General features: G+C 69.5%; 14 protein-coding genes and 2 pseudogenes. 7 read left to right on the forward strand and 9 right to left on the reverse strand.

Going from position 1 to position 22,868, the window contains the following annotated elements:
* Nucleotides 1-411: 411 nt before the first annotated feature.
* The 3 genes from AC0GKK_RS26995 (at nucleotide 412) to AC0GKK_RS27005 (ending at nucleotide 4,155) form a co-directional block, all read left to right on the forward strand.
* Complete coding sequence (locus AC0GKK_RS26995) at nucleotides 412-1,515, forward strand: PLP-dependent cysteine synthase family protein (protein ID WP_489884109.1); 1,104 nt, start codon at nucleotides 412-414, stop codon at nucleotides 1,513-1,515.
* Nucleotides 1,515-2,978 carry an MDR family MFS transporter gene (locus AC0GKK_RS27000; RefSeq protein ID WP_489884110.1) on the forward strand — a complete coding sequence of 488 codons (1,464 nt, stop codon included), beginning with the start codon at nucleotides 1,515-1,517 and terminating at the stop codon, nucleotides 2,976-2,978. The genes AC0GKK_RS26995 and AC0GKK_RS27000 overlap by 1 nt, the downstream gene beginning before the upstream one ends.
* A 67-nt stretch (nucleotides 2,979-3,045) precedes the next feature.
* The gene (locus tag AC0GKK_RS27005; protein ID WP_489884111.1) at nucleotides 3,046-4,155 is read left to right on the forward strand and encodes a VldE C-terminal domain-containing protein; all 1,110 of its coding nucleotides are present in this window, start codon (nucleotides 3,046-3,048) and stop codon (nucleotides 4,153-4,155) included.
* Nucleotides 4,156-4,167: 12 nt separating this feature from the next.
* On the opposite strand, the gene AC0GKK_RS27010 is transcribed toward AC0GKK_RS27005, so the two are convergent.
* From AC0GKK_RS27010 to AC0GKK_RS27025, 4 genes are all read right to left on the reverse strand, one after another.
* Nucleotides 4,168-5,097, reverse strand: a complete 930-nt coding sequence (locus AC0GKK_RS27010) for a F510_1955 family glycosylhydrolase (RefSeq protein WP_281010819.1) — start codon at nucleotides 5,095-5,097, stop codon at nucleotides 4,168-4,170.
* A gap of 11 nt (nucleotides 5,098-5,108) precedes the next feature.
* Entirely contained in the window at nucleotides 5,109-6,584 is a 1,476-nt protein-coding gene (gene lnt, locus AC0GKK_RS27015) for an apolipoprotein N-acyltransferase (RefSeq protein WP_256493486.1), read from the reverse strand.
* 128 nt (nucleotides 6,585-6,712) lie between these two features.
* A complete protein-coding gene (locus AC0GKK_RS27020; protein WP_179763254.1) occupies nucleotides 6,713-7,183 on the reverse strand; it encodes a rhodanese-like domain-containing protein in 471 nt (156 codons plus the stop codon).
* 767 nt (nucleotides 7,184-7,950) lie between these two features.
* On the reverse strand, nucleotides 7,951-8,568 hold the full coding sequence (locus AC0GKK_RS27025; protein WP_489884112.1) for a TetR/AcrR family transcriptional regulator: 618 nt from the start codon (nucleotides 8,566-8,568) through the stop codon (nucleotides 7,951-7,953).
* 64 nt (nucleotides 8,569-8,632) lie between these two features.
* Between AC0GKK_RS27025 and AC0GKK_RS27030 the strand changes: the two genes are divergently transcribed.
* Nucleotides 8,633-10,045, forward strand: coding sequence for an MFS transporter (locus AC0GKK_RS27030; protein WP_489884113.1), 1,413 nt, complete (start codon nucleotides 8,633-8,635; stop codon nucleotides 10,043-10,045).
* 10 nt (nucleotides 10,046-10,055) lie between these two features.
* Here AC0GKK_RS27030 and AC0GKK_RS27035 read toward each other — a convergent pair whose 3' ends face one another.
* The 5 genes and pseudogenes from AC0GKK_RS27035 to AC0GKK_RS27055 form a co-directional block, all read right to left on the reverse strand.
* Nucleotides 10,056-11,456, reverse strand: a complete 1,401-nt coding sequence (locus AC0GKK_RS27035; RefSeq protein ID WP_489884114.1) for a sensor histidine kinase — start codon at nucleotides 11,454-11,456, stop codon at nucleotides 10,056-10,058.
* A 145-nt stretch (nucleotides 11,457-11,601) separates the two neighbouring features.
* The gene (locus tag AC0GKK_RS27040; RefSeq protein ID WP_179763290.1) at nucleotides 11,602-12,582 is read right to left on the reverse strand and encodes a TauD/TfdA family dioxygenase; all 981 of its coding nucleotides are present in this window, start codon (nucleotides 12,580-12,582) and stop codon (nucleotides 11,602-11,604) included.
* A 29-nt stretch (nucleotides 12,583-12,611) separates the two neighbouring features.
* Entirely contained in the window at nucleotides 12,612-17,123 is a 4,512-nt protein-coding gene (locus tag AC0GKK_RS27045; protein ID WP_489884115.1) for a Pls/PosA family non-ribosomal peptide synthetase, read from the reverse strand.
* Nucleotides 17,124-17,527: 404 nt separating this feature from the next.
* Nucleotides 17,528-18,391: pseudogene (locus AC0GKK_RS27050) on the reverse strand (IS5 family transposase); the annotation flags it as partial.
* Between the two features lie 579 nt (nucleotides 18,392-18,970).
* A pseudogene (locus AC0GKK_RS27055) lies at nucleotides 18,971-19,204 on the reverse strand (heavy metal translocating P-type ATPase); the annotation flags it as partial.
* 491 nt (nucleotides 19,205-19,695) lie between these two features.
* Here AC0GKK_RS27055 and AC0GKK_RS27060 point away from each other — a divergent pair.
* From AC0GKK_RS27060 to resB, 3 genes are read left to right on the forward strand one after another with little or no spacing between them, the layout of a single operon-like run.
* Entirely contained in the window at nucleotides 19,696-20,268 is a 573-nt protein-coding gene (locus tag AC0GKK_RS27060) for a TlpA family protein disulfide reductase (protein WP_179763288.1), read from the forward strand.
* Nucleotides 20,269-20,307: 39 nt separating this feature from the next.
* Nucleotides 20,308-21,219, forward strand: a complete 912-nt coding sequence (locus AC0GKK_RS27065) for a cytochrome c biogenesis CcdA family protein (RefSeq protein ID WP_246354006.1) — start codon at nucleotides 20,308-20,310, stop codon at nucleotides 21,217-21,219.
* Between the two features lie 2 nt (nucleotides 21,220-21,221).
* Entirely contained in the window at nucleotides 21,222-22,868 is a 1,647-nt protein-coding gene (gene resB / locus AC0GKK_RS27070) for a cytochrome c biogenesis protein ResB (protein ID WP_179763251.1), read from the forward strand.

Genomic DNA, 22,868 nt, shown 5'->3' on the forward strand with positions numbered 1-22,868 from the left:
CGTCCGCAGGCGTCGCGGCTGACCAGTCGGCCGACCACCGAGACCAGATCGGTGCCGAGCGCCCCGCCGCTCCGCATTCGCATCCTGATGCTCCTGTGTGCCATCAGGACGGAGCCCACGACGAGTCGACTCTCACTGCTCGCGCTGACCGTCCCGTCCCACCGGACGTCTGCGCCGGAGCGGGCGTCGAGATCCGCGTAGCGGCCGCGATGCGGGCACCGCCGCGGATACACCGCGCAGTCAAGACCACGCCCGCTCGAGCAGAGGGTGGGCGTCACCACTTAGTCCTGGCACAGATCTCGCGGACGTAGAGGCCTCGGCGACCACGGACCAGATCCCGGTCGTCGTTCTCGCGCCCCTACATCGCTCCCTGGCGGTGCGGCACATGCCCGCGCCCGAATGAGGTCTGTCATGTCCACTCCTTTCACGACTCTTCCCGCCGATGCCCCCGGCGTCGCTGCGCGACGTTGCTTCCAGTTGACCGACGTCGTCGGCTCCACACCGACGGTGTGGATCGACGCACCCTTCAGCGCTGCCGGACGGGGGTTCTGGGCCAAGCTGGAAGGCACCAATCCCGGCGGGATCAAGGACCGCCCTGCCCTGCATATGGTCGAGCAGGCCCGTCAACGCGGTGATCTCGAGCCGGGCGGGCGGATCGTCGAGTCCACCAGCGGCACCCTCGGTCTCGGCCTCGCCCTGGCCGGGATCGCGTTCGGGCACCCCGTCACGCTGGTGTCCGACCCGGGTATGGAACCGCTGATGTATCGGCTCCTGTGTGCCTACGGTGCCGAGGTGGTGACCGTGCAGAGCCCGGCGGCGTGCGGTGGGTGGCAGCAGGCCCGCCGCGACCGCGTCGCCGAGGTGCTCGACCAGCATCCCGGCTCGTGGTGCCCTGACCAGTACAACAATCCCGACAACGTGAGCGCTTACGCGCCGCTCGCCGACGAACTGCACGCCCAGCTCGGAAACATCGATGTGCTCGTCTGCTCGGTCGGCACCGGAGGCCACTCGGCAGGTATCTCCCGCGCGCTCCACCAGCACCTGCCCGACCTGGAGGTCGTCGGGGTCGACACGGTCGGGTCGACGATCTTCGGTCAGCCCGCACGACCGCGCCTGATGCGGGGGCTCGGCTCGAGCATCCATCCCCGCAACGTCGACCACAGCATCTTTAGCGAGGTGCACTGGGTCGGCGCGGACGAGGCAGTCTCGGCGTGCCGGGCGATGGCCAGCGCCAGCTACTCCAGCGGAGGATGGAGCGTCGGCGCCGTCGGCACGGTGGCCGGTTGGCTGGCCCGGACCCGGCCGGAGGGCACCCGGATCGCTGCGGTCTTCCCCGACGGCCCGCAGCGCTACTTCGACACCGTCTACAACGACGAGTTCTGCGCGGCGAAGGGGATCACCGTCGGTGCCCCTCCGCTGCACGACCCGGACGAGATCGACCGGCCCGACGCGGTCGAGGTCCACCGCTGGACCCGCTGTGCCACCGTGCTCCGGCCTGCAGGACGCGAGAGCTGATGCGGGTACTCGACAGATACCGGTCGTTCGACCGGCCGGTCCAGCTGCTGCTGCTCAACCAGCTGACCATCAACCTCGGCTTCTACATGCTCATCCCGTACCTGGCCGACCACCTGTCCCAGGGGCTCGGGCTCTCGGTGCTGATGGTCGGCTTGATCCTCGGGGTACGGAACTTCTCCCAGCAGGGCATGTTCCTGGTCGGGGGCAGCCTGGCCGACCGGTTCGGCTACAAGCCGATGATCGTGGCCGGCTGCGCCTTGCGCACCGGCGGATTCGCGCTGATCGGCCTGGTCGACAACGTCCCGGCCCTGGTCGTGGCCTCGGCCGCGACCGGATTCGCCGGGGCGCTGTTCAACCCGGCCGTGCGCGCCTACATCGCCCATGACACCGGTGAGCGGCGCGTCGAGGCGTTCGCCCTGTTCAGCATCTTCTACCAGGCGGGCATCCTGATCGGCCCGATCGTCGGACTGGCACTGACCGGCATCGGCTTCGCCGTCACCTGCCTGGTCGCCGCCGCCGTGTTCGCCGTGCTCACGGTGCTGCAGATCCGGGCCCTGCCGGCCCGCCGCGGTGACGGCGGCGGCGACGCCGATCGGCGCCCGGTCCTCGCGCAGTGGCGCGACGTCGCCACGACCCGGGGCTTCCTGCCCTTCTCGGTCGCGATGATCGGCACCTACGTCTTGTCGTATCAGGTGTATCTGGCGCTGCCGTTGCACGCCCGAACCCTGGCCGGCGACGGGAACCTGGGCACGGCGTTGGTGACGGCGTTGTATGTCGTGTCCGGCGGGGTCACCATCGCGGCCCAGATGAAGGTCACCGCCTGGTGTCGTGCGCGGTGGGGGCCGGCGGGCTCGCTGAGCCGGGGCCTGGTCGTGCTCGGCGTGGCCTTCGTGCCGCTGCTCGCCGCCGACGGGTTGCTGGTCGCGCTGCCCGACGTCAGCGCGATGATCGCGACGGTGCTGGGGGTGGCGGCGTTGCTGTCGACCGCGGCGCTGCTCGCGATCGGGACCGCCGTGGTCCTGCCGTTCGAGATGGACACCATCGTCGGGCTCGCCCGCAACCGGCTCGTCGCGACCCACTACGGCTTCTACAACACCGTGTGCGGGGTCGGGATCCTGCTCGGCAACGCGGGGACGGGCTGGGCGATCGACCTGGCCCGCTCGCTCGGCGCCCCCTACGCGCCGTGGTTGGTGTTACTGGTCATCGGGCTGCTGTGCGGGTTCGCCCTCGCGGTGCTGTATCGGCGCGGACTGCTCACCGCACCCGCCGAGGACACCCAAGCAGCGCAGAGCGAACCGGATGGCGACCCCCCCACCACCCAACTGTGGGCGGTCGGCCAGCACGACGACAGCCCGACCCGCCCGCTACCGGCCATCGGTGCTGCCCAGCAGCAGCCGGCTCCCACGCCGGTGGAGACGACGCGGCCGCTGGCCGACCTGCCTGGGGCCGCCCGACGATGGTGACCCCCGCACGAGCGGACAAGCCCAGCCGTCCGCGACGACCACCGAGCGGCGCGTCCGTCATGGGGCGGTGAACGGCGTCGGACACGCCGCCGTGGCGTTGCGGCGGCTGGGTGTTCGGCTGCTCGCCGTCGGTGTCGTCGTGGGGGTCCTCGCCGCGGGGCTGGTGTTGGTCCGGATCGCGATGGGGCACTTCCTCACCCCGGTAGCGATCAGGCCGGGGTGCCTGCCCCCGGCAGCGGCCGTGCCCATCTCCGCGACCGGCCCCAGCGGACTCGGCGCCGAGCAACTGGCCAACGCCGCAACCATCGTCGCGGTGGGCCGGGACCGCGCGGTCCCGGAGCGGGCTGTGTGGATCGCCGTGGCCACCGCGCTGCAGGAGTCCGGCCTGCGCAACCTCGACTACGGCGACCGTGACTCGCTCGGGCTGTTCCAGCAACGCCCGTCGATGGGCTGGGGCTCGGCCGAGCAGGTCACCGATCCCCGGTACTCGGCCGCGATCTTCTACGACCGCCTGCTGCAGATCCCCGGATGGGCCGACATGGAGCTGTGGGAGGCCGCCCAGGCGGTCCAACGCTCGGCGTTCCCGACCGCCTACGCCAAATGGGAGGACACCGCCGCGAATGTGCTCACCGAGGTCGGTGACGGGGCGGCGCGAACCACCGGGGCACGCACGATCGCGGACGGCGGCAGCTGCGCCGACCCCTCGAGTGCGGTGATCGGCGACGACCCGCGGCCGCGCCCAGCCGGCTGCACCGAGGACGACCCCACCACCCGGGGCTGTGTGACCCCCACGACGCGGTTCGCACTGGAGCAGGTGCGGACCGCCTTCGGCGCGCTCAGCGAGACCACGTATCTGACCTCGACACGCTGCTTCGCCGACCGCCCGGCGAACCCGACCAGCGATCACCCCCTCGGGAAGGGGTGCGACCTGTTCCCCGGACCCGCCGGCAGCTTCGCCTCCGGCCGCGACGTCGACGACGGCTGGGTGATCGCCGAGTGGTTCCGGCGCAACGCCGTCGCCCTCGACGTCTCCTACGTCATCTGGCAGGGTCAGATCTGGCTACGGCCCCAGGCAGGTTCCGGTCGGTGGAGCGACTACACCGGGGGCGGGGTGTACGACCCCGCCGACCCGGTGGGCGGGCACTACGATCACATTCACGTGTCGTTCCGCCGCTAGCCGACCCACTGCTCAGGCGATGCGCGCCAGCGTGGCGCCGCCGTCGGTCGACCGGTGGATGCCGTCGTTGGTCACGATCGTCAACCGGCCCCCGGGCTCGGCGGTGATGGCCTGCGGCGGGCTCTCGGTACCGGCACGCCGCTGCCAGGTCGCGCCCCGGTCGGTGCTGGCGTGCACCGTTCCGTCCGGCCCGATCCCGTACACCGCGCCGTCGCCCGCCCACGACACGAAAGCCAACAGCGGGCTACCGGTGACGCTGCGGAAGGTGGAGCCACCGTCCTGGCTGGCGGCCACCCCGTTCTCGGTCGTGGCCAGTACCCGGGTCCCGTCGGAGGGGTCCACGGCGATGTCGAGGGCATCCAGCGCGGCGCGCTCCTGCCAGGTGCGACCGCCGTCGCTGCTGACCATCAGCAGGCCGCGGGTGGCGTCGAGCCCGACAACCGAGGTGCCGGCGGCGTCGAGAGAGTGGAAGTCGACCTGGCCCTGCAGGCTCACGGGCTCCCACGTCGTGCCCGCATCAGTGCTGCGGACGAGCCCGACCGGGTTCGGGGTGCCGGCGTCGTCGGGGGCGGGGTGTCCGCTGGCGAGGAAGGTGCGGGGCCCGGCGACGGTGAACCCCATCAGGTCCGGCCCCGCGGTCTCCGGTGGGTCCTGGCGAGGAACCAGTGTCCCGTCGGGGGCGAGGGCGAACAGCCCGTAGTGGCCGGCAACGACCACGCTGCCGCCCGCAGGGTCGACGCCCACTCCGTGTACGTGTCCGACCGGGGCGAAAAGATCTGCGGTGGTGGTGTTGGCGGCGGTGTCCGAGGTGTCGGACGCACTCCCTGCGCCACAGCCGGCCAGCACGAGGACGGTGCCGGCGGCAAGGAAGGCGTGGGCCCGGCGCGGTCGGACTCTGCGCTGGGGGAGACCTGTGCGGTGTGCGGGCGATCTGTTGACCATGGGACGGAGGATTACCTTTCTGCGGGGCGCGGGGATCCGACGATGCGTCCGCGACGTCGGGCTGCGGGGAGCCAAGCGACGGCGACGGCGGCGGCCGCAAGGATGATGTAGGGGCCGTCGCCGAGACGGGTGTACGGGGTGAGGCCGGTGCGCAACGTGACGGGCTCGCGCAGCAGCGCCGGATCACCGAGGGGCGACAGTGCGCGGACTGTCCCGTCGGGGTCGACAACGGCCGAGTAGCCAGTGGGTGCGGCTTGGATGACGCTGCGTGCGCTTTCCAGCGCGCGCAGGCGTGCCGCGGCGACTTCGATCGAGGGGACGTCGTCGGTGACATACGACGAGGCATTGGTCGGGACCAGGACGAGTTCGCCACCGGCACGGACCGCTTCCCGCACCCGGTCGGCGAACAGCACCTCGTAGGAGATGACGACTCCGAGCCTGCGGCCGGCGACGTCGAGAGCCGCCGTGCCGTCGCCCACGATGGCGTCGCGGGGGACCAACGCCGTCAGATCGGTGACCTTCTCCAGCAAGGCCCGACCGGGGATGTACTCGCCGAACGGCACACGATGTTCCTTCTCGTAGCGCCCGGTCTGCTGGCCGCGGGCGTCCCACAGCAGCGCGGCATTGCGGAACCCGCTGCCCTGCGTCTCGGTCACACCGGCGATGACCGGGGCGGCGAGCCGCCGAGCCAGTTCGGCGACGGCTCGGTCGTTCGGTCCGCCGATCACCGGCCCGCGGGAGGTGATCACGTTCTCCGGGAACAACACGAGGTCGGGAGATGCGGTGATGTCGCGGGCAACAGCCAGGTGCCGGTCGGTGGTGTCCTGCGGATCGGTGAAGACCGCCCGCAGCCCCCGCGGGCCCCCGCCCTGCACGATCGCGGTGTCCAGCCGGCCTGTGGCGGTGGTCGTGGCGGCGGCGACGGCGGCCCCGACCGGTGGGATGGCGACACTTCCGGCGAGGGTCGCGGCGAGAACGACGACCCGCTGTCGACCGGTGGCCGTGATTGTGGCCGCGAGCCCGGCCCCTGCAGCGGCGGCGAGCCCGGTGACCAGTAGTGACCCACCCACGGGGGCCGCATCGGCAAAGGGGCCGTCGAGCTGGCTGAGCACCAGCGCGGGGAGCGGGAATCCGCTGAAGGGGAACGCAGTCTGAGCGGCGTCGAGCAACATCAGCAACGCCGGCACCGCCCACCACCCGTGCCATGGGCGTCCCGGCGTCGATCCCGGCACGGCGCAGGCCACCGCGACGAGCAACGCCGTCTCGACAACCGTGACGGCCAGATAGCCGGCCACGGCGAAGTCGGACAACCAGTACAGCGACGAACTGAACCACACCAGACCGGTCGCCGCGCCGATGCCGGCGCGCTGGCGAAGCGTGCGACCTCGAAGCGCCAGAACCCACATCGCGACACCGAGTGGTACCAGTGGCCACCAGCCTCGAGGTGGAGCTGCTGCCGCGAAGGCGGCGCCTGCCGCGACCGCCAAGACGAAGCTTGCCCGGAGACCGAGCCGGCCCCGCCCGCGCCGTGACGTCGTTTCTGTGCCTGATGCCCTCTCGTGTCCTGACGCCGGAGAGTGCGGCGCACGCTGTCGTGGAAACCGGTCTCGGTTCGTCACGAGCCGGCTGCCAGGAGTGGGTGGCCTGCGTCCTGCCAGGCTTGCATCCCGCCGGCCAGGTCGGTGAGATTGCGGTAGCCGAGCTTGGCCAGTGTCGTCGCAGCGGCCGCGCTCATCGTTCCGGTCCGGCAGTACACGGCCAGCGCAGCGGCTCGATCTGCCGGCAGCTCCGCGACCCGCTCGCCGATCTGGTCGAACGGGATCGAGGCGTCGGTGCCGGCGATGGAGCCGTCGTCGGGCGTGTGCACGTTGACGACCACGACGCCGTCTCTGTCCACCAGTTCGGCGAACTGCGCGGCATCGACGAGCCGCACCGGGGACGCCGCAGCGCCGGTGGAGACGGTGGCAGCGCTCGGTGCTGCGGCCTCACGGGCTGTCGGGGTGCTGGCGCAGGCGGCAAGCAGGACCAGCGCGGCGAGAGCGATCGTTGCGGGACGCACGAGGCCGAGGCCGGGTCGACAGGTCATCGCGGTGCTGGCTCCAGTGGGCGCGTCGGCTCGGTCGAGGGAAACGAGACCCTCTTGTGGTCCTATGTATCGTAGGAGATGCCGTGATGGCGATGCCGCGCACTGCACCCCCCTCCGCGGTAGCGCACATCGGCACCGCCCGGTGCGGCGGGCGGACCGGTGGGCATCGGCCCACTGGTCCGTTCCCGCTGGCCCGCGATGTCTCACCGGTTGCGGACGTGGTCGCACGGCGAACCGTGCCGTACGAGGCACCAGTGGCACCCGCTGCGCTGCTGGCGCGGTTCGACGCGCTCGCGGCGTCGTTGCCACCGGGGGAGACGAGGCAACCCGGCTTGTTCACTGGTACGTCGCGTTGGAGCAGGTGGCGGCGCTTGCGATCTCACTCGGCAGCCAGACGTGCAGGTGGAAGGGGGCCAGGGTCTGATCGTCCACCCCTCGACGGCGTCGAGATCGACGAGCTGACCGTCGCCGTCGAGCATCGAAGTTCTGTCCGTCGATCGTGAAGGCCATCCCCATCGGGCCAGAACCCGTTGTTCCCATTCTCTGGTGCCCAACACACGACAACGCCTGCCTGCTCCGGGACCACCCTTCGATGAGGCAGGACAGCGGGCGGCGTCTCTCTCAACGAAGCGGCCCCACACCTGGGCTCGATGCTCTTCCAGTCACGGCGAGGGTCTCGTCGCGGACGGGGTCGATACCGATGATCCGGTGGCCGGCCGTCCGACCTCGCTTGCCCACGCGACACACGATGACCCAGTCAGTCGCGATCACCCCTCGACGTGCCCCGGCGCGAAGGCCCGGAGCACAGTCGTCACAATCAGCTCAGCAGCATCGGAAGGGTGGATGTTCGCCCTTCCGACCTCGTCGGCAGCACCGTGGATGAGCCGATGCAGAACCGCGACCATCCAGGAGATGGGGAGGTCATCGCTGAACACACCGTCAGCTTGTCCTCGTTCGAGCACGCGTACAGGACGCTCGGCCAACCTCTCATGGAGCTGGTGGATCCGCTCTGAGGCCAGTTCCTTCTCTGCGGCGGCGACAAGACTGAGGGAGCGACCGGTGTGCTCCCAACTGGCGCGGATGTAGCGCGCCAGTGCTTCCCGCGGTGGACCTTGCAGATCGACCGACTTCAGGGCGCCATCCACCTGCTCGAGTACGTGCACGACAGCGGCATCGACGAGTTCCGCCCGCGAAGGGAAGTGCCCGTAGACGGTCACCCGGCCGACCCCGGCCTCCTTCGCGACGTCGGCCACGCTCGCCTCCGGGCGTCGCCCTAGGCAGTCCGCCGCTGCCTCGACGATCGCATCGATGTTGCGGCGAGCGTCCGCTCGCCGGGGTCCACCCGAGGCCATCTGCTCTGAGCCAGCTCCCATGAGCTCGAACATACCTGTTTGACTTAGAACGGCAATTAGGTAACTCTGACAGCACTGTACGAGTTAAGGAGTTGCCATGCCCGACTCGACCGGCACGACGCCGGATTCCAGAGCGGTCGCACACACCGGACGCTGGCGGACGCTGGCGTTGCTCGGCGTTGCGCAGTTCATGCTGATCGTGGACGTCACCGTCGTTGCGATCGCGCTACCCCACATGGGTGCCGACCTGGGTCTGTCCCGCGACGCGCTGACATGGGTGACGAGCGCCTACACGCTCACGTTTGGCGGTCTGATGGTGCTCGGAGGACGCGTTGCGGACCTCATCGGACCACGCCGGCTCGTCCTCGCCGGCCTTGCGGTGTTCACGATCGCGTCGCTGACCGCCGGTATCGCCGATGGGTCGGCGATGTTGATTGTCAGTCGGATCGCGCAGGGCGTCGGCGCCGCCATGCTTTCGCCGGCGGCGCTGTCTTCGGTCGTGCGACTGTTCGCCGGCGAGGAGCGGAACAAGGCCCTCGGTATCTGGTCTGCCATGGGCGGCGCCGGCGGCGCGGTCGGAGTGCTGCTCGGCGGAGTCCTGACCGGCGGACCGGGATGGCCATGGATCTTCTTTGTGAACATCCCCGTCGGCGCGGTGATCCTCGTCCTTCTGATCCGCATGCTCCCGGCGTTGCCCGGGGTCCCGGTGCAGGAGCGCCAGGGAATCGACGTTCTGGGCGCCGTGCTGATCACCGGTGGGACCGGCCTGGTCATCTACGCTCTGATCGGGGCCGGTGATCGGGGCTGGCTCGCCCCCGTCACGGTCGGCCTCGTCGTCGCGGGCGCAGCACTGTATGCGGCCTTCGTCGTCTGGCAACGACGAGTTCGATTCCCGCTCATGGATGTCGAGCTGATGACCCGCCGCTCGGTGGGGTCGGGGACCTTCGTGATCCTGATGGCCACGGCCCTCATGGTCGCCATCTTCTTCCTCGGCTCCTTCTACCTGCAGGACGCGATGGGCCACAGCGCGCTCACGACCGGCCTCCTGTTCCTGCCGGTCGCCGGTGCGACGATGCTCGGCGCCAACCTCGCAGGCTGGGTCATGGCGCGCGTCGGCGGCCGAGCACTGGCGCTCGGCGGGTTGCTCCTCGCCGCACTCGGACTGGCCGTCCCCGCGCTGTGGGCGGGGACGCTCAGCATGGTGCTCGGGCTGAGCGCAGCCGCTGCGGGGATCGGCTCGCTGTTCCTCGTCGCCTCGGCGACGGCACTGGGGCAGGTCGAGCCGGAGAAGTCGGGCGTCGCGTCCGGCATCGTCAGCACCTTTCACGAGTTCGGAGCGTCTATCGGCACCGCCGTGGTCTCGAGCATCGCGGCAGCAAGTCTCATGACCGGCTCGGGCGAGGGGTTCGGCAGAGCCTTCGGCGTAGCGGCCGTGATCGCACTGGGCGCCGGCCTCCTCGCGACATGCTGGATTCCGGCACGCGTTCGCACGAGCGGACCGACCGATTGAGGCGGCCGGATCAACCCTGGTGCCGCGACGGCACCGCGGGCTCCGTGGATGGCTCGCCCCGGCCGGAATCAGGATGATGCTGAGGTTCCGCCGCTTCTCCGGGAACCTGGGGGAAGCTCAGTCGATCCACCAGCTCGTTCTCTCGGTGCGCCGGAGAGCGGGTCTCGGTCGCGACCGGGAGCAGCAGCGTCATCGTCGACGGGACGGTACCGACGGTGAGTCGTCCGCCTTCGCTCTCGGCGAGTCGACGAGCCAGCGGTAAGCCCATACCGTTCCCGATGTGTCCGTCCGTGAGAGCGGCCGTCGGGACACCGGACCCTTCGTCGCTGATCTCGACCGCGATCGCGCTCTCTCCCAGCTCGTGGACGGAGACCGACACCGCCCCTGCACCGTGGAAGTAGGCGTTGTCGAGGAGGACACCGACGATCTGGCGGACGGCGGCCGACGATGCGTCCGGCCGGGGAAGAGAATCCGGTAGCCGGATCGAGAACCTTCGGCTCTCCCGGGCGAGGCGAGAACGCCACTCATCGTTGAAATCGGCGAGCAGCGCAGGGAGATCGGCCGGTGCTGAGGTTGTCTGACGTTCGCGTGCCAGTACCAGGAGCTCGTCGATCGTGCGCTCGAGCCGGTCGATCGAACCCAGACCGTCCGCGATCTCTGCCTTCGTCATGCGCTCGGGCCGGTCGAGTGCAGACTCCAGCCGGAGCCGCAGGCCTGCCAGGGGCGTGCGTAGTTGATGAGAGGCTTCCGCTGAGAACGCTCTCTCGCGCGCGACGAGGTCGTCGAGCCGCCGCGCGGTTCGGCTGAGGGCGGCGCTCGCCCGGTCGGTCTCCGCGATACCGGTCGAATCCGGGGTGATACCGAAATCCCCGTCTCCCAGCCGGTCCGCGTCGTCGACCAGGCGCTCGAGCGGACGGGACAGACGGATCGCCAGCCGTCGTGCGAGTAGCCAGGCTGACACCAGCACGACAGCGGCGAGGCCCGCCATTCCCAGCCAGATGGGGACCAGGGCGCCGTAGACTTGAGACGGCGGTGTGGACGTACGAACCACGCCGATGATGTCGCCCGTGTCGCTGACCGGGACCGCGACGGTCAGGTCCTCGACCGGCGGTGGACCGGTGCGGCTGCCGAGGACGTACTCGACCGGCGGGTCGCCGTGCGCGGGGCCGTCTCCGAGCAGCCGCGTCCCCTCGTCGTCGTAGAGGGCGATCGCGGCTTCGCCGGGGCCGTCCGGCAGGCGTCTCGGCACGAGATCGTCGGTCATGTCCTCCTGCACCGTGCGAGCGGCGAACCCCGCGAGACGCTGCAGTGAGGAGCGTTCCTCCGCCACCGAAAACTCGGCCAGTCCGATGACAAGCGGTATCCCGAACAGCGCCACCGCGAAGGCCGCAGCGGTGACAGCGAGTGCCACGATCCGCGACCTCATCGATCGGACCCTCCGCTGTCGGGCAGCGGCATCGCCAGGCGATTGCCGTGCCCGCGCGGTCCTGTGATGGCGGAGCCCGATAGGGCGGGAAGGCGCGAAGCCTGCGCAGGATCCCGACCTGACTGTTGAATTACTCGGCTAGTGTGCACTGGTCAGCCATCGCAGCGAGCACCTCCCGCGGTCCCGTGTAGGGATCACGGCCGTGGGCAGTGCGGATGTTGTCGACGACCAGGAGGTCACCGCTCTGCCAGGGCTCGCGGACGGCGTTGGCGGAGTATGCCTGCATGATGTGGGATATGAGGTCCCAGCCGATGGGGGTGCCGTCCCCGAAGCAGGTGGTGGCCGGTAGCCCGTCGGGCCCGAGCAGGTCGCGCAACTCGTGGGCTGTTTCGGGGCCGAAGACCCACTCGCTGTAGTAGGCGATCTCGTTGAACCAGCAGCGCACTCCCGTGATCGGGTGCCGGACGACGGCCGGGCGGCGTTGCCGGGTGCGGAGCTGCCCGCCGCGGCGCCACTCGAAGTCGATGGAGTGTGCTCGGCAGTAGTCCTCGACGCCGTGTCGGTCACCGATGCCGAAGGCCTGAGACCAGGACGGACCGACGTCGCCGTTGTAGGTGCGCACCAGCATCCATCCCTCACGCTCACAACGCTTCACCAGACTCGCGGGCAAGGCTGCGAGCACGGTGGAGGAGTCGACGAGGACTGTGGCCCCGCCGAGGACGGGCGGGGACAGGCAGACGAACATCATCGAAGCGGGGAACCAGTCGCGGTACGACAGCTCGTGGTGCGGGCACATCGGGATCCCGTGTGGCCATCGCGTCGTCGAGTAGACGCGGTCGGTGTAGGGCACCCGCGGTGCGAAGGCCTCACGCTCGGCCATCAGGTCGTCGGCGAGCATCCGTACCACGTCGCCGGCCAGGATCGGGTCATACAGGCCCAGACCGCGGACCAGCACTGCGCCGTGGTCGACCACGGCCGCACGGAGCGCTCGCCTCGTTTCGAATGCCCACTGCAACGGGTCGTCCGGGTCGACCTGCAGGAGAGCAGGCGTGCCGGGGCGGCATTCGACCTGGAGCTCCACGTTCTGGGGAGGCCGGGACGAGAAGGACATGTCGACTCCCCATGGTGCGCGGTCGGCGCTCATGCCGACGCCGGGATGGATCTGGTGGGCAGCTCGCGGGCCGGGTTGGCGCCCCAGGTCTCGCCCGCGGGGACTTCCTCGCCCTTCATGAGGAACGAATCGGCCTCGATCACGGCGTCATCGCCGATGGTGATGCCGTAGTGCACGAAGGCGCCGATCCCGAGCGTGACCCGCGACCCGATGACGGTGTAGTCGGACTTGAACGCACCGTCTTCCTGCGAGTGGTTCTGGACGATGCTGCGCTCATTGAGCGTGCAGTCGTCACCGAACCTGATGAATGGTCGCTCGACGAACGCGGCGCCGTCGTCGAACAGGCGCGCGCCGACCCGCATGCCGAGCATGCGCAACAGCAGCCCCTTGAACGGGGTGCCGTTGAACAACAGCAGGTAGCTCGGAGCGGGTACCTTCCAGAACCGTTCGTGCCCCCAGAAGATCGGCTCGTAGATCGAGCACCCCTTCGGCGCCCGCAGGAGCAGTCGCCGCACCGACCGGTCGACCGCGGTGAACCACCCGACGGTGAGCACGGTGATCAGCACTTGGGCGACCAGGATTTCGGCAGCGCCGAGCGTGACCTCCCAGATCGCGATCCCGGGGACCAGCAGTGCGATCCCGAAGAAGTAGAGCCAGCGCGCGATCAGGTGCAGCGCGATCGTGACGGCGTTGTGCCGGTTCTTGCCCCGTAGCGCGCGTCGCAGGCCCTGCTCGTCGAGCTCGAGTTGTGCGTCGCGGGCGACCGTGCGGGGAATCTCGAAGCTCGGTGAGCCGAGCAGGCCGACGTCCTCTCGGACCGGGCCGTCGACGGGGATCATGACCTTGGTGCCGAGCAGGCAGTTGTTTCCGACCCTGCCCTGCGACGGGTAGGCGATCCGGTTGCCGAAGAAGCTGTTTGTGCCGATCGTGGTTTGTGACAGGCGGAAGGAGGTGTTCGAGTACTCCGCGTTGACGATCGAGAGGTCGTCGGCGACGACGGTGCCGGTGCCGATCCTGGTCAGATAGGGCGACTCGTGCTTGATCAGCATCCCGAAGTTGTTGCCGGTCTGTACCAGTGGCCGGAGCTGGTAGCCCACGGCCCGGAGGTAGTGCGGGATCGCGGAGCTGTCCCCGAGCAGCATCGTGAACGTGACGCTGTTGGTCAGCAACGCAACGGTCTGGTGCAGGAAGTAGTGCACTCCGTAGAGCGGGTAGACACGGTCCGGCCGCACCGCGCGAGCCAGCAGGCGTGGAACGGTGATCATCACCAGGAACGCCACGAGCAGGACGCCGAAGAACAGCACGAAGCTCAGAGCGAGGATCTCGAGGTAGAAGTACCAGTGGACGAACGCCTCCGGCCCGGGGAACAGCAGCGCCGTCAGCTGCGGAACCTCGCGCAGCAGTAGCGCGATGCCGCCGAGGGCGAGCGGGAGGGCCAGGCCCAGGATGATGGTCAACTGCACCAGCGAATAGACGATCTTGCGGGTCAGCCCGGACCTGGCGGGCGGGACGGTGCAGTAGTTCACGCCGGCCGGGCGGGCCGGTGATCCGTGCCAACGCTCGCCGGCGGGGACCAGCTGACCGCTCAGCAATGCGGAGGTGTGTCCGAGCTGGCCGCCGTCGTCGATGCGGGTGCCGAGCTCGAGGACCGTGGCTTCGCCGACGAACGCATCGGCGCCCAGGGTGACCGACCCGATCTCGATCAGACCATCGCGGGCGCGGTAGCCAGAGAACATCGCGTCCTTGCGGATCACCGTGCGGTCACCGATGGACAGCAGGTCGGTGCACACCGGCATGGATTGGGCGAACAGTGCCACGTCGCGGCCGATCCGGGCGCCGAGCGAGCGGAGATACAGCGCGTAGAGCGGTGAGCCGCGGAACAGAACCAGCGGGTTCATGCGCACCAGCGTCTTGACGATCCAGAATCGGACGTAGCCTAGGCTCCAGATTCGGATCGAGCGGGGCTTCCACCGACCGATCAGTACCCACTTGACCACGATCGGGAACAGGCACAGGAACGCGAAGCTCGCTGCGCCGACGACGACCGCCCGCGTGTAGAGATCGAGCAGGGTCGGCGATGCGACGAACCACTCGTACCCCAGGAACAACACCAACGCCATGAGATAGGACCAGCCCACGGCGAACGCGACCTGGAGCGCGCCGCACAGGACATATCCCGCGGTGCCGACCCGGCGGACCGAGGCCCACCGGTCGAGCACGACGGCCGGCTCCTCCGGTGGAGTCGACGCGGTGAGATCACCTCGTGCGGCCGGGGCGAGCGAGGCGGCCAGGCCGACGAGCGTCGGAGTGGCGTAGATGTTCTCCATCGACAGCGTCGGCAGCCGGGGGTCCTTGCGGACGCGGGCGCAGAACTTCGCCATCATCAGGGAGTCGGCGCCCAGGTCGTCGAAGAAGTTCGCCTCGTCCGGCACCTCCCGTTCCACCACCGCGGCGAGGACCTCGCCGAGCTGCACCGCCAGTTCCTGCGCCGCTTGTGCGGTCCCGTCGGCGGCGGGGGCCACGGCCGCCGCCAGGTCGGTCAGGGTCGGATGGCTGTAGACGTCCTGTATCGACAGCGTCGGCAACTCGGGGTCCTTGCGGACGCGGGCGCAGAACTTGGCCATGTCCAACGAGTCCGCGCCGAGCTCGAAGAAGTTCGCCTGCGGAGGAACCTCGTCACGGTCGAGTACCTCCGCCAGGATCTCGGCCAACTGTTCCTCCACCACGACCGGCGACGGCGGCGCCGGTGCCTCAGCCGGTGCGAGAGCGGTGGCCGGTAGTGCGAGAGCGGTGGCGAGGCGTCGCAGTGTCGGGTGCTCGTAGATGTACTGGATCGACACCGACGGTAGGTCCGGGTGTGTGCGTACCCGGGCGCAGAACTTTGTCATCAGCAACGAGTCGGCCCCCAGGTCGTCGAAGAAGTTCGCGTCGACGGGGACCCGTTCGCGGTCCAGCACCCCGGCAAGCACCTCGCCCAGAAGCGCCTCAGCGCCGGTGGGGGCGGTGGGGGCGGTGCCGGCACCCGGTGCGGGGACGGGGGGCATCGGTGCGGCGTGTTCTACCGCCATTGACTGCGTCGTGGGTGCCTCCGGGGCGAGGGCCTCCAGGTTCGGGGGTGCCGGCTCGAAGCGACGGCCACGTGCGGATGGCCCTTCCTCGAGTCGGGCTCGGTACTCGATACGACCGTCGGCGGTGATGCGGCCCAGGTCGCCGGTGCGAAAGATCCGCTGCGACGGATTGCCGGGCACATCCAGCGAGTCGGCAACGAACGCTGCCTGTGCCAGGTCGTCACGGTTGACGTAGCCGCGGGCCAGCCCGACCCCGGCGATCCCGATCTCACCGATCGCACCGCGCGGTAGCGCCGAGCGCGGATCCTCGACGTCCAGCACGACAACGCTGTAGGTCGGCAACGGAACGCCGAGCGAAGGGGGCCGGCCCGGCTCCAGCTCGGTCCAGGTGGTGGTCACGGTTGCTTCGGGCGGACCGTAGGTGCCGATCAGCCGACGTCCGGGACGGCGCCAGCGCCTGATCACCTCCGGTGGGCACGACGCGCTCGACAGCACCAGCCGCAGAGCGAGCAGACGCTCGTCGAGTGCAGCCAGTGTCGCGGCGTCGCTGCGCAGCACCGTCACACATCGCTCACCGAGGAAGCGCCACAACGGCTCTCCCTGCAGGTTCGACCCGGCCGGCGGAGCGACCACCGTGGCTCCGGCGACCCACGGCACCCAGGTTTCCTCCACCACCAGGTCCGACGCCGGTGACTGCCCCTGGAACACCCGGTCACCGGGCACGATGCCATACACCTCGGCTGCCACACGCACGAAGTTGCATACGCTGCTGTGGTCGATCGCCACTCCGTGCGGACGTCCGTCGGTGTCGAAGCTGTAGACGATGTAGGCGACCGGCCCGCCCGGCACGCCGCGTTCAACGTCGAGCAAGCGTCGTGAACTCTGTTCGGCGATGAAGCGCCCGGCGAGGTCGAGCTCGACCACGGTCGTCGCCGTCCGCGCATCGAGTTCAGGGATCCCGGCCGCGACTGTCGAGGTCGTGAGCACCAACTGCGCGCCTGCATCAGCGATGATGGCGACCACGTGGTCGCCATCGAGTCGCACGTCCAGTGGAACGTAGGCGGCACCGACCTTGGCCACGGCGAGCATCGCGACACAGAAATCAGCTGAGCCGCCGAGTAGCAGCGCGACTCTGTCCCCCCGGCCGATGTGGTGCAGTCGCAGGTAGCGGGCCAAGCGGTTTGCCTCGTCGTCCAGCTCCAGATACGAGAGGACACCCTCCGGGGCATCCACGGCCGAGCGGTCGGCGCAACCGAATCGGACCAACCACTCGCACTGCGCCTCAAACAGAGCCTCAAGTCGCTCGGTCGGGTGCGCACGCCTGCCCTGTGGCTCGTCCTGGTCGATCAGGATCCGTCCGGGTTCAGGGCTGCCCGCTTCCAGCCCGGTGGATCCCGACGTGCCGGGACCGCTGCGCAAGCCCGTCCGAACATCATCGTCGGGTGTCCGAATGAGTTGGTCCCAGCGGGTCATTGCGTTTCTCCGGTGCTGTCCCGCGGCACCGCGCCATCAGATTGAGCGACCGGACGTCGGATGCACGGCCCGATCCGTACGCTTTGCACGCCGCTGGGCATTCCGATCCTCGTGTCCGATTCCACTACGATTCTCGGGCGGCCGGTGATCGGATCGATGGCTCTCACTCGCTGCCGCAAGATCCCTCCGCTCGGACCGGCGAGCCTGGAAGAGCCGAAACGATCTATGACCGGAGCAGCGCAACCGCTACCTCCAACCACCTGCGCCGGGTCCGCCGTGCCGATTCCCCGCGCCTCGATGAACGAGCACACTGCGTTAACACCGCTCGCGCGTCCTCGCGAGTCGCATCGATGACGGCCCGGCCGGCCACTAAGAGCGTGTTTGAGAAGATCAAGTCGCGGGTGTGAAGACGTACTTCTGTTGGCGGGCGGCCGGCTTGCCGCGGGCGATGCGGCGGGTGATGGTGTTGATCGCGGCCCAGCGGATCATGGCCTCGGAGACGGCGGGGTGGCGTTCGTAGTCGCGGGCCAGACGGCGGTGTGCGGTCAGCCAGGCCAGTGTCCGCTCGACCACCCAGCGGCGCGGGAGGACGGCGAACCCGCGCTGCTCAGGCGGTTTGCGCACGACCTCGACGCTGGTGCGCAGGATCGTGTTCGCCCACTCCAGCAGGCGTCCGGCGAACCCGGCGTCGGCGTAGACGAACCGCACCCTGGTGCGCAGGTACAGGTCGAGCAGGATCGACTTCGCCCCGTCGCGGTCCTGCACCGACGCCGAGCACACCACAGTGGTCAACAGCAGGCCCAGGGTGTCGGTCACGATGAACCGCTTCCGGCCGTTGATCTTCTTCCCTGCGTCGAAGCCGCGCGAGTCCTGCCCGACGGTGTCGGCACCCTTCACCGACTGCGAGTCGATGATCCCGCGCTCGGTTCCGGGTCCCGCCCCTCGTCGGCACGTAGCTGACGGCGCACGACCGGGAGGATCTTCTCGGTGACCTTCTGCTGTTCCCACCGGTTGAAATACCAGTAGACGGTCTGCCAGGGCGGGAAGTCCGCTGGTAGAGCCCGCCAAGCGCACCCCGCCCGCACGACGTAGAGGATCGCGTCGACCACGTCCCGGCGCGGGTGCTTCTCCGGACGCCCACCCGCCCCGGCCTCGGGCAACAGCGGTTCGATCAACGCCCACTGCTCATCGCTGGTGTCCGAGGGATACCGCCGCTGACGCCGAGCCACCCGTCCACGATGGACCAGAGCGCGGCCCGCGCGGCGCAGACACGCCGACCCTTCTCAAACACGGTCTAAGGCGCGTGCGGTACCCCGCAAGGGTCGCCAGCGGCTGGGTGATCTCCGGTTGTCTCCCTGTGCGCACGACGAGAACTCCCCCAACAGGCCGGTGGCGTTTCCGTGCAGCTTCACGAAAAGTGGCGCCGGACTTGCTCGCGCTTCCCGCTGCATCGCGAAGGTCACCATTCTACTGTTGGCCGAGCAAGAGGAAGGTAAAATGATCGCCTGGAAAAGCAAGAGGAGGGTTAACGAAAGGCGATCACATTCGGCCAATTGGTCCTGTCTCGTCCAGGCGTGCCCGGCAGACTGCTCGGCGGAGGCGGCAGATGGCTGTCCGACGTGCCGTCCGAGGGACACGCCGCTGCGGCCTCGTCGCCACCCGAGGCCCCGCCTCTTCCGATCGCCGACCCGCGTCGTGGGGTGGGGCTGACTGTCGTGTTGCCGACACACCGCCATAGTGCGAGCTGCGTCGACCGGCTTGGTCCCGGGAGCCGCATCCTGGGCAGGTGCGATGCGCGCGAGGTGGTGCAGCCACTCGGCTGCACCACCTCGTCGTGATGGACCCGATTAGTCCGCGTGTCCTCGGAAGCGGCGCAGTCGCAGGCTGTTGCCGACGACGAAGACGGAGCCGGACGCCATGGCCGCGCCGGCGATCATCGGGTTGAGCAGGCCGACCGCGGCCAGCGGGATGGCGGCGGTGTTGTAGGCGAAGGCCCAGAACAGGTTGGTCTTGATCGTGGTCAGGGTCCGGCGGGAGAGCCGGACCGCGTCGGCGGTGGCGCGGAGGTCGCCGCGGGCCAGGTGTCCGAGGGATACCGCTGCCTCCGGCGAGCCGTCCGCCTACCGTGGACCAGGCCGACCTCCGGCCCTCACGCAAACATTCCGACGCTTCTCAACCACGCTGTCCAGCATCAGGACTGCTGGGTGCAGAGTTCGAAATAGCCGCAAGTGCCTGACCGGCTTCGGTGCCGGCGAACAGCCCACCTGGTCCCCTGTGTCGACGTCGAGGAAGGGGGCGCGTGGATCGGTAGGTCGAGTCGGCGTCGCTGGGAGGTCGAGTCGGCGTCGTTGGGCGCGAGCGTCTGCGGCCCTCGGCAGACCTGGGTCGTCGCAGACCCGGGTCCCGATCCCCGGCGTGTTGACCGATGAGCTAGCTTCTACGGAGCGTAGGAGTTCGGACTGCGGAGGGGAAGGAGGCCGGGGTGGCGGCGTACCGCAGGTTTTCCCACCAGCGCGGTGTTGTGAGCGCGCACAGGCGCCAGGTGCGCCCCGCTCTTGCAGCGATTGCGGTCATGGTGGTTCTGCTGTCGACCGGTTGTGGAGTTGGCCGGGACGCGGCCGGGTCGGGGCCGGGACAGGAGTTTCAGTTCGTGGCACCCGGCGGACAGACGCGGATCGCCTACGACCCGCCAGAGAGCCGTCAGCGGATCACCGACCTACGCGGCGAGAGCCTGATGAACCCGGGGACCGAAGTCGGTATCGGGGACTTCCCCGGCAAGGTCCGCGTGATCAATATTTGGGGTTCGTGGTGTGGCCCGTGCCGGGTGGAGGCGCCCGAGCTGCAGGCGGTGCAGGACGCCACGCGTGGCGATGCCGTTGTGCTCGGCATCGATGTTCGCGACGACCGGCAGGCTGCGCTGGACTTCAAAACCGACCGTGGGCTGACCTACGACTCGATCTATGACTTCTCGGGCCGCAGCCTGGCACGGCTCGACGGGTATCCGCGCAACGTGGTGCCCTCGACGATCGTGCTGGACCGCGAGGCTCGGGTGGCGGCGGTGTTCCTGACCCCGGTGTCGAGCTCGGACTTGCTGCCGCTGATCGCCAAGCTGACCGACGAAGCGGGGACAGGCCGTGAACGCTGAATCTCGACCGCTCCCGCGCACTTGTGGAGCGCGTGACTGATGGGTGCGACCACAACTCTCGCGATGTCGGGGCCGTTGGTACTCGCGGTCCTGGTCTCGGTGGCGGCGGGGCTGGTGAGCTTCGCGTCGCCGTGCGTCGTGCCGCTGGTTCCCGGCTATCTCGCCTATCTGGCCGGGTTGGTGGGCGCGCAATCACCGCCGGTGACCTCGGCCGAGGCTCGTGCCCGCGCAGCCGCCCGGCGCACAGGTACCGACGCCGATACCGTACTGGCGCTCGCCGACCCGGGCGCTCCCCGCGCCGCTGCCGGCGACCCGCCCTGGCCGGCGGCGGAGGACACGGCGGGCTCGCCTAGAACACGACCGGTCGACGGCCGCTGGCGTGTTGTCGGCGCGGTCGCACTGTTCATCGCGGGCTTCACCACCGTGTTCACCATCGTCATGGTCGGTGTGGTCTGGCTGTCCGATGTACTGATCGACAACGAGGCCGTGCTGCAGCGCATCGGCGGTGTCGTGATGATCGTGATGGGGCTGGCGTTCGCCGGGCTGATCCCGGCACTGCAGCGCGAGTACCGCGCGCACTGGGCGCCACGGGCCGGGCTGGCCGGTGCGCCGCTGCTCGGTGCGGTGTTCGGACTCGGCTGGGTGCCCTGCATCGGCCCGACCCTGGCCGGGGTCGTTGCCGTCGCCGCCGGGACCGGGGGCGGCTCGTTGCGCGGGATCGTCCTGATCCTCGCCTACTGTGCCGGGCTGGGGATCCCGTTCGTGCTCATCGCGCTCGGTGCCACCCGCGCCGTTGGCGCGCTGGGTTGGCTGCGCCGGCACACCCGAGCGGTCCAGGTCGCCGGGGGTGTGCTGCTGGTCACGGTCGGTGTGCTGCTGGTGTCCGGGTTGTGGGCACAGTGGCTGGTGAAGCTGCAGGTCTCGATCGCCGGGTTCACCCCGCCCATCTAGAGATGAGCTCACCACCTACCGCGCCCCCGACGCCGCCGCAGACCAGCTCCGGCGGCGAGCCCCCGTCGCGCCCCGGGCCCTTCCGGGCCGGGGCGGCCCTGCTGCGCAACACCTGGCGCGGCCTGACGAGCATGCGCACCGCGCTGGTGCTGCTGTTCCTGCTCGCCGTCGCCGCGCTGCCGGGCGCTCTGTTCCCGCAGCGCTCACTCAACGCGTTCCTCGTCGACGACTTCTACGCCGACTACCCCGCCGCGGCGCCGATCGTCGAAGCACTGGGCGGATTCGAGGTGTTCGCCAGCCCGTGGTTCGCCGCGATCTACCTGCTGCTGATGATCTCGCTGGTGGGGTGCGTGCTGCCCCGCTCGCGGGAGTACTGGCGCGGGATGCGCCAGCCACCCGTAGCGATACCGCGGAACCTGTCTCGGCTGCCGCACCACGTTTCGGGCGCCTCTGTCGAGGCTCCCGAAACGGTGCTCGGGCGCGCCCGCACACTCCTGCGTGGCTGGCGAACAGTCGAACGCAGCGAGGTCGACGGTAGCCGGACGGTGTCCGCCGAGAAGGGCTACCTGCGTGAGACCGGCAACCTGGTCTTCCACCTCAGCCTGATCGGGATCCTGCTCGGTCTGGCCGGGGGCAAGATGTACGGCTACGAGGGTGACGTCATCATCCGCGCGGACGGCACCGAGTTCTGCAACTCCTCCGTCCTCGGCTACGACACGTTCCGGGCCGGGCTGCGCGTCGACGGCACTGACCTCAACCAGTTCTGCGTGCGGGTCGACCGCTTCAACGGCAGCTGGCTGCCGAACGGCCAACCGGCCACCTTCGGCGCAGACGTCGCGTACCAGACCGGAGAAGACCTCCGCAACGGCAGAACCAGCTGGCGCCCGACCGACATCTCGATCAACCAGCCGCTGCGCACCGACGGCGACCGCATCTACCTCACCGGCTACGGCTACGCGCCGGAATTCACCGTCACCTGGCCGGACGGGCAGAGCCGAACCGGGGAGATCCAGTGGCGCCCGGTCGACCTGAGCGGCACCCAGCTCTCCGAGGGCGCGACCAAGTTCGAGCGCCCCGGCGTCACCGACCCGGAAGCCCGGCGCACCACCCAGCTCGCGGTGACCGGCACCTTCGCCCCGACCGGGGCGATCGACCAGCAGGGCCGCCTGGCCTCGGTGCACCCCGACCTGCGCGCACCGACCGCCGACGTCAACGTGCTGCTCGGTGATCTCGGCATCGACGACGGTCGCGGCCAGTCGATCTTCGCCGTGGACCAGCAGCAGATCGACGACGGTGAGCTGCGATCGGTCGCGCAGGACCGGCTCGGTATCGGGGACACCGTGCGGCTGCCGGATGGCACCGTCGTCCGGTTCGATGGCGTCACCCCGTGGGTGAACCTGCAGGTCGGCTACGACCCGGGGCAGGTCTGGGTGCTCATGTTCTCGATGTTGATGGTGGGCGGTCTGTCTCTGTCGCTGTTGATCAAGCGGCGCCGCTTCTGGGTGCGCGTGCAGGCCACCGACGGTGACCCCACGGGCAGCCGGGTCGAGCTCGGCGGCCTGGCTCGCACCGACCGAGCGGGCTACGGCGAGGAGTTCGACCGGCTCTCGACCGAGCTGCTCGCACCGACGCAGAACAAGGACGGTTGA

It is taken from the genome of Pseudonocardia sp. P-1, assembly GCF_058111925.1.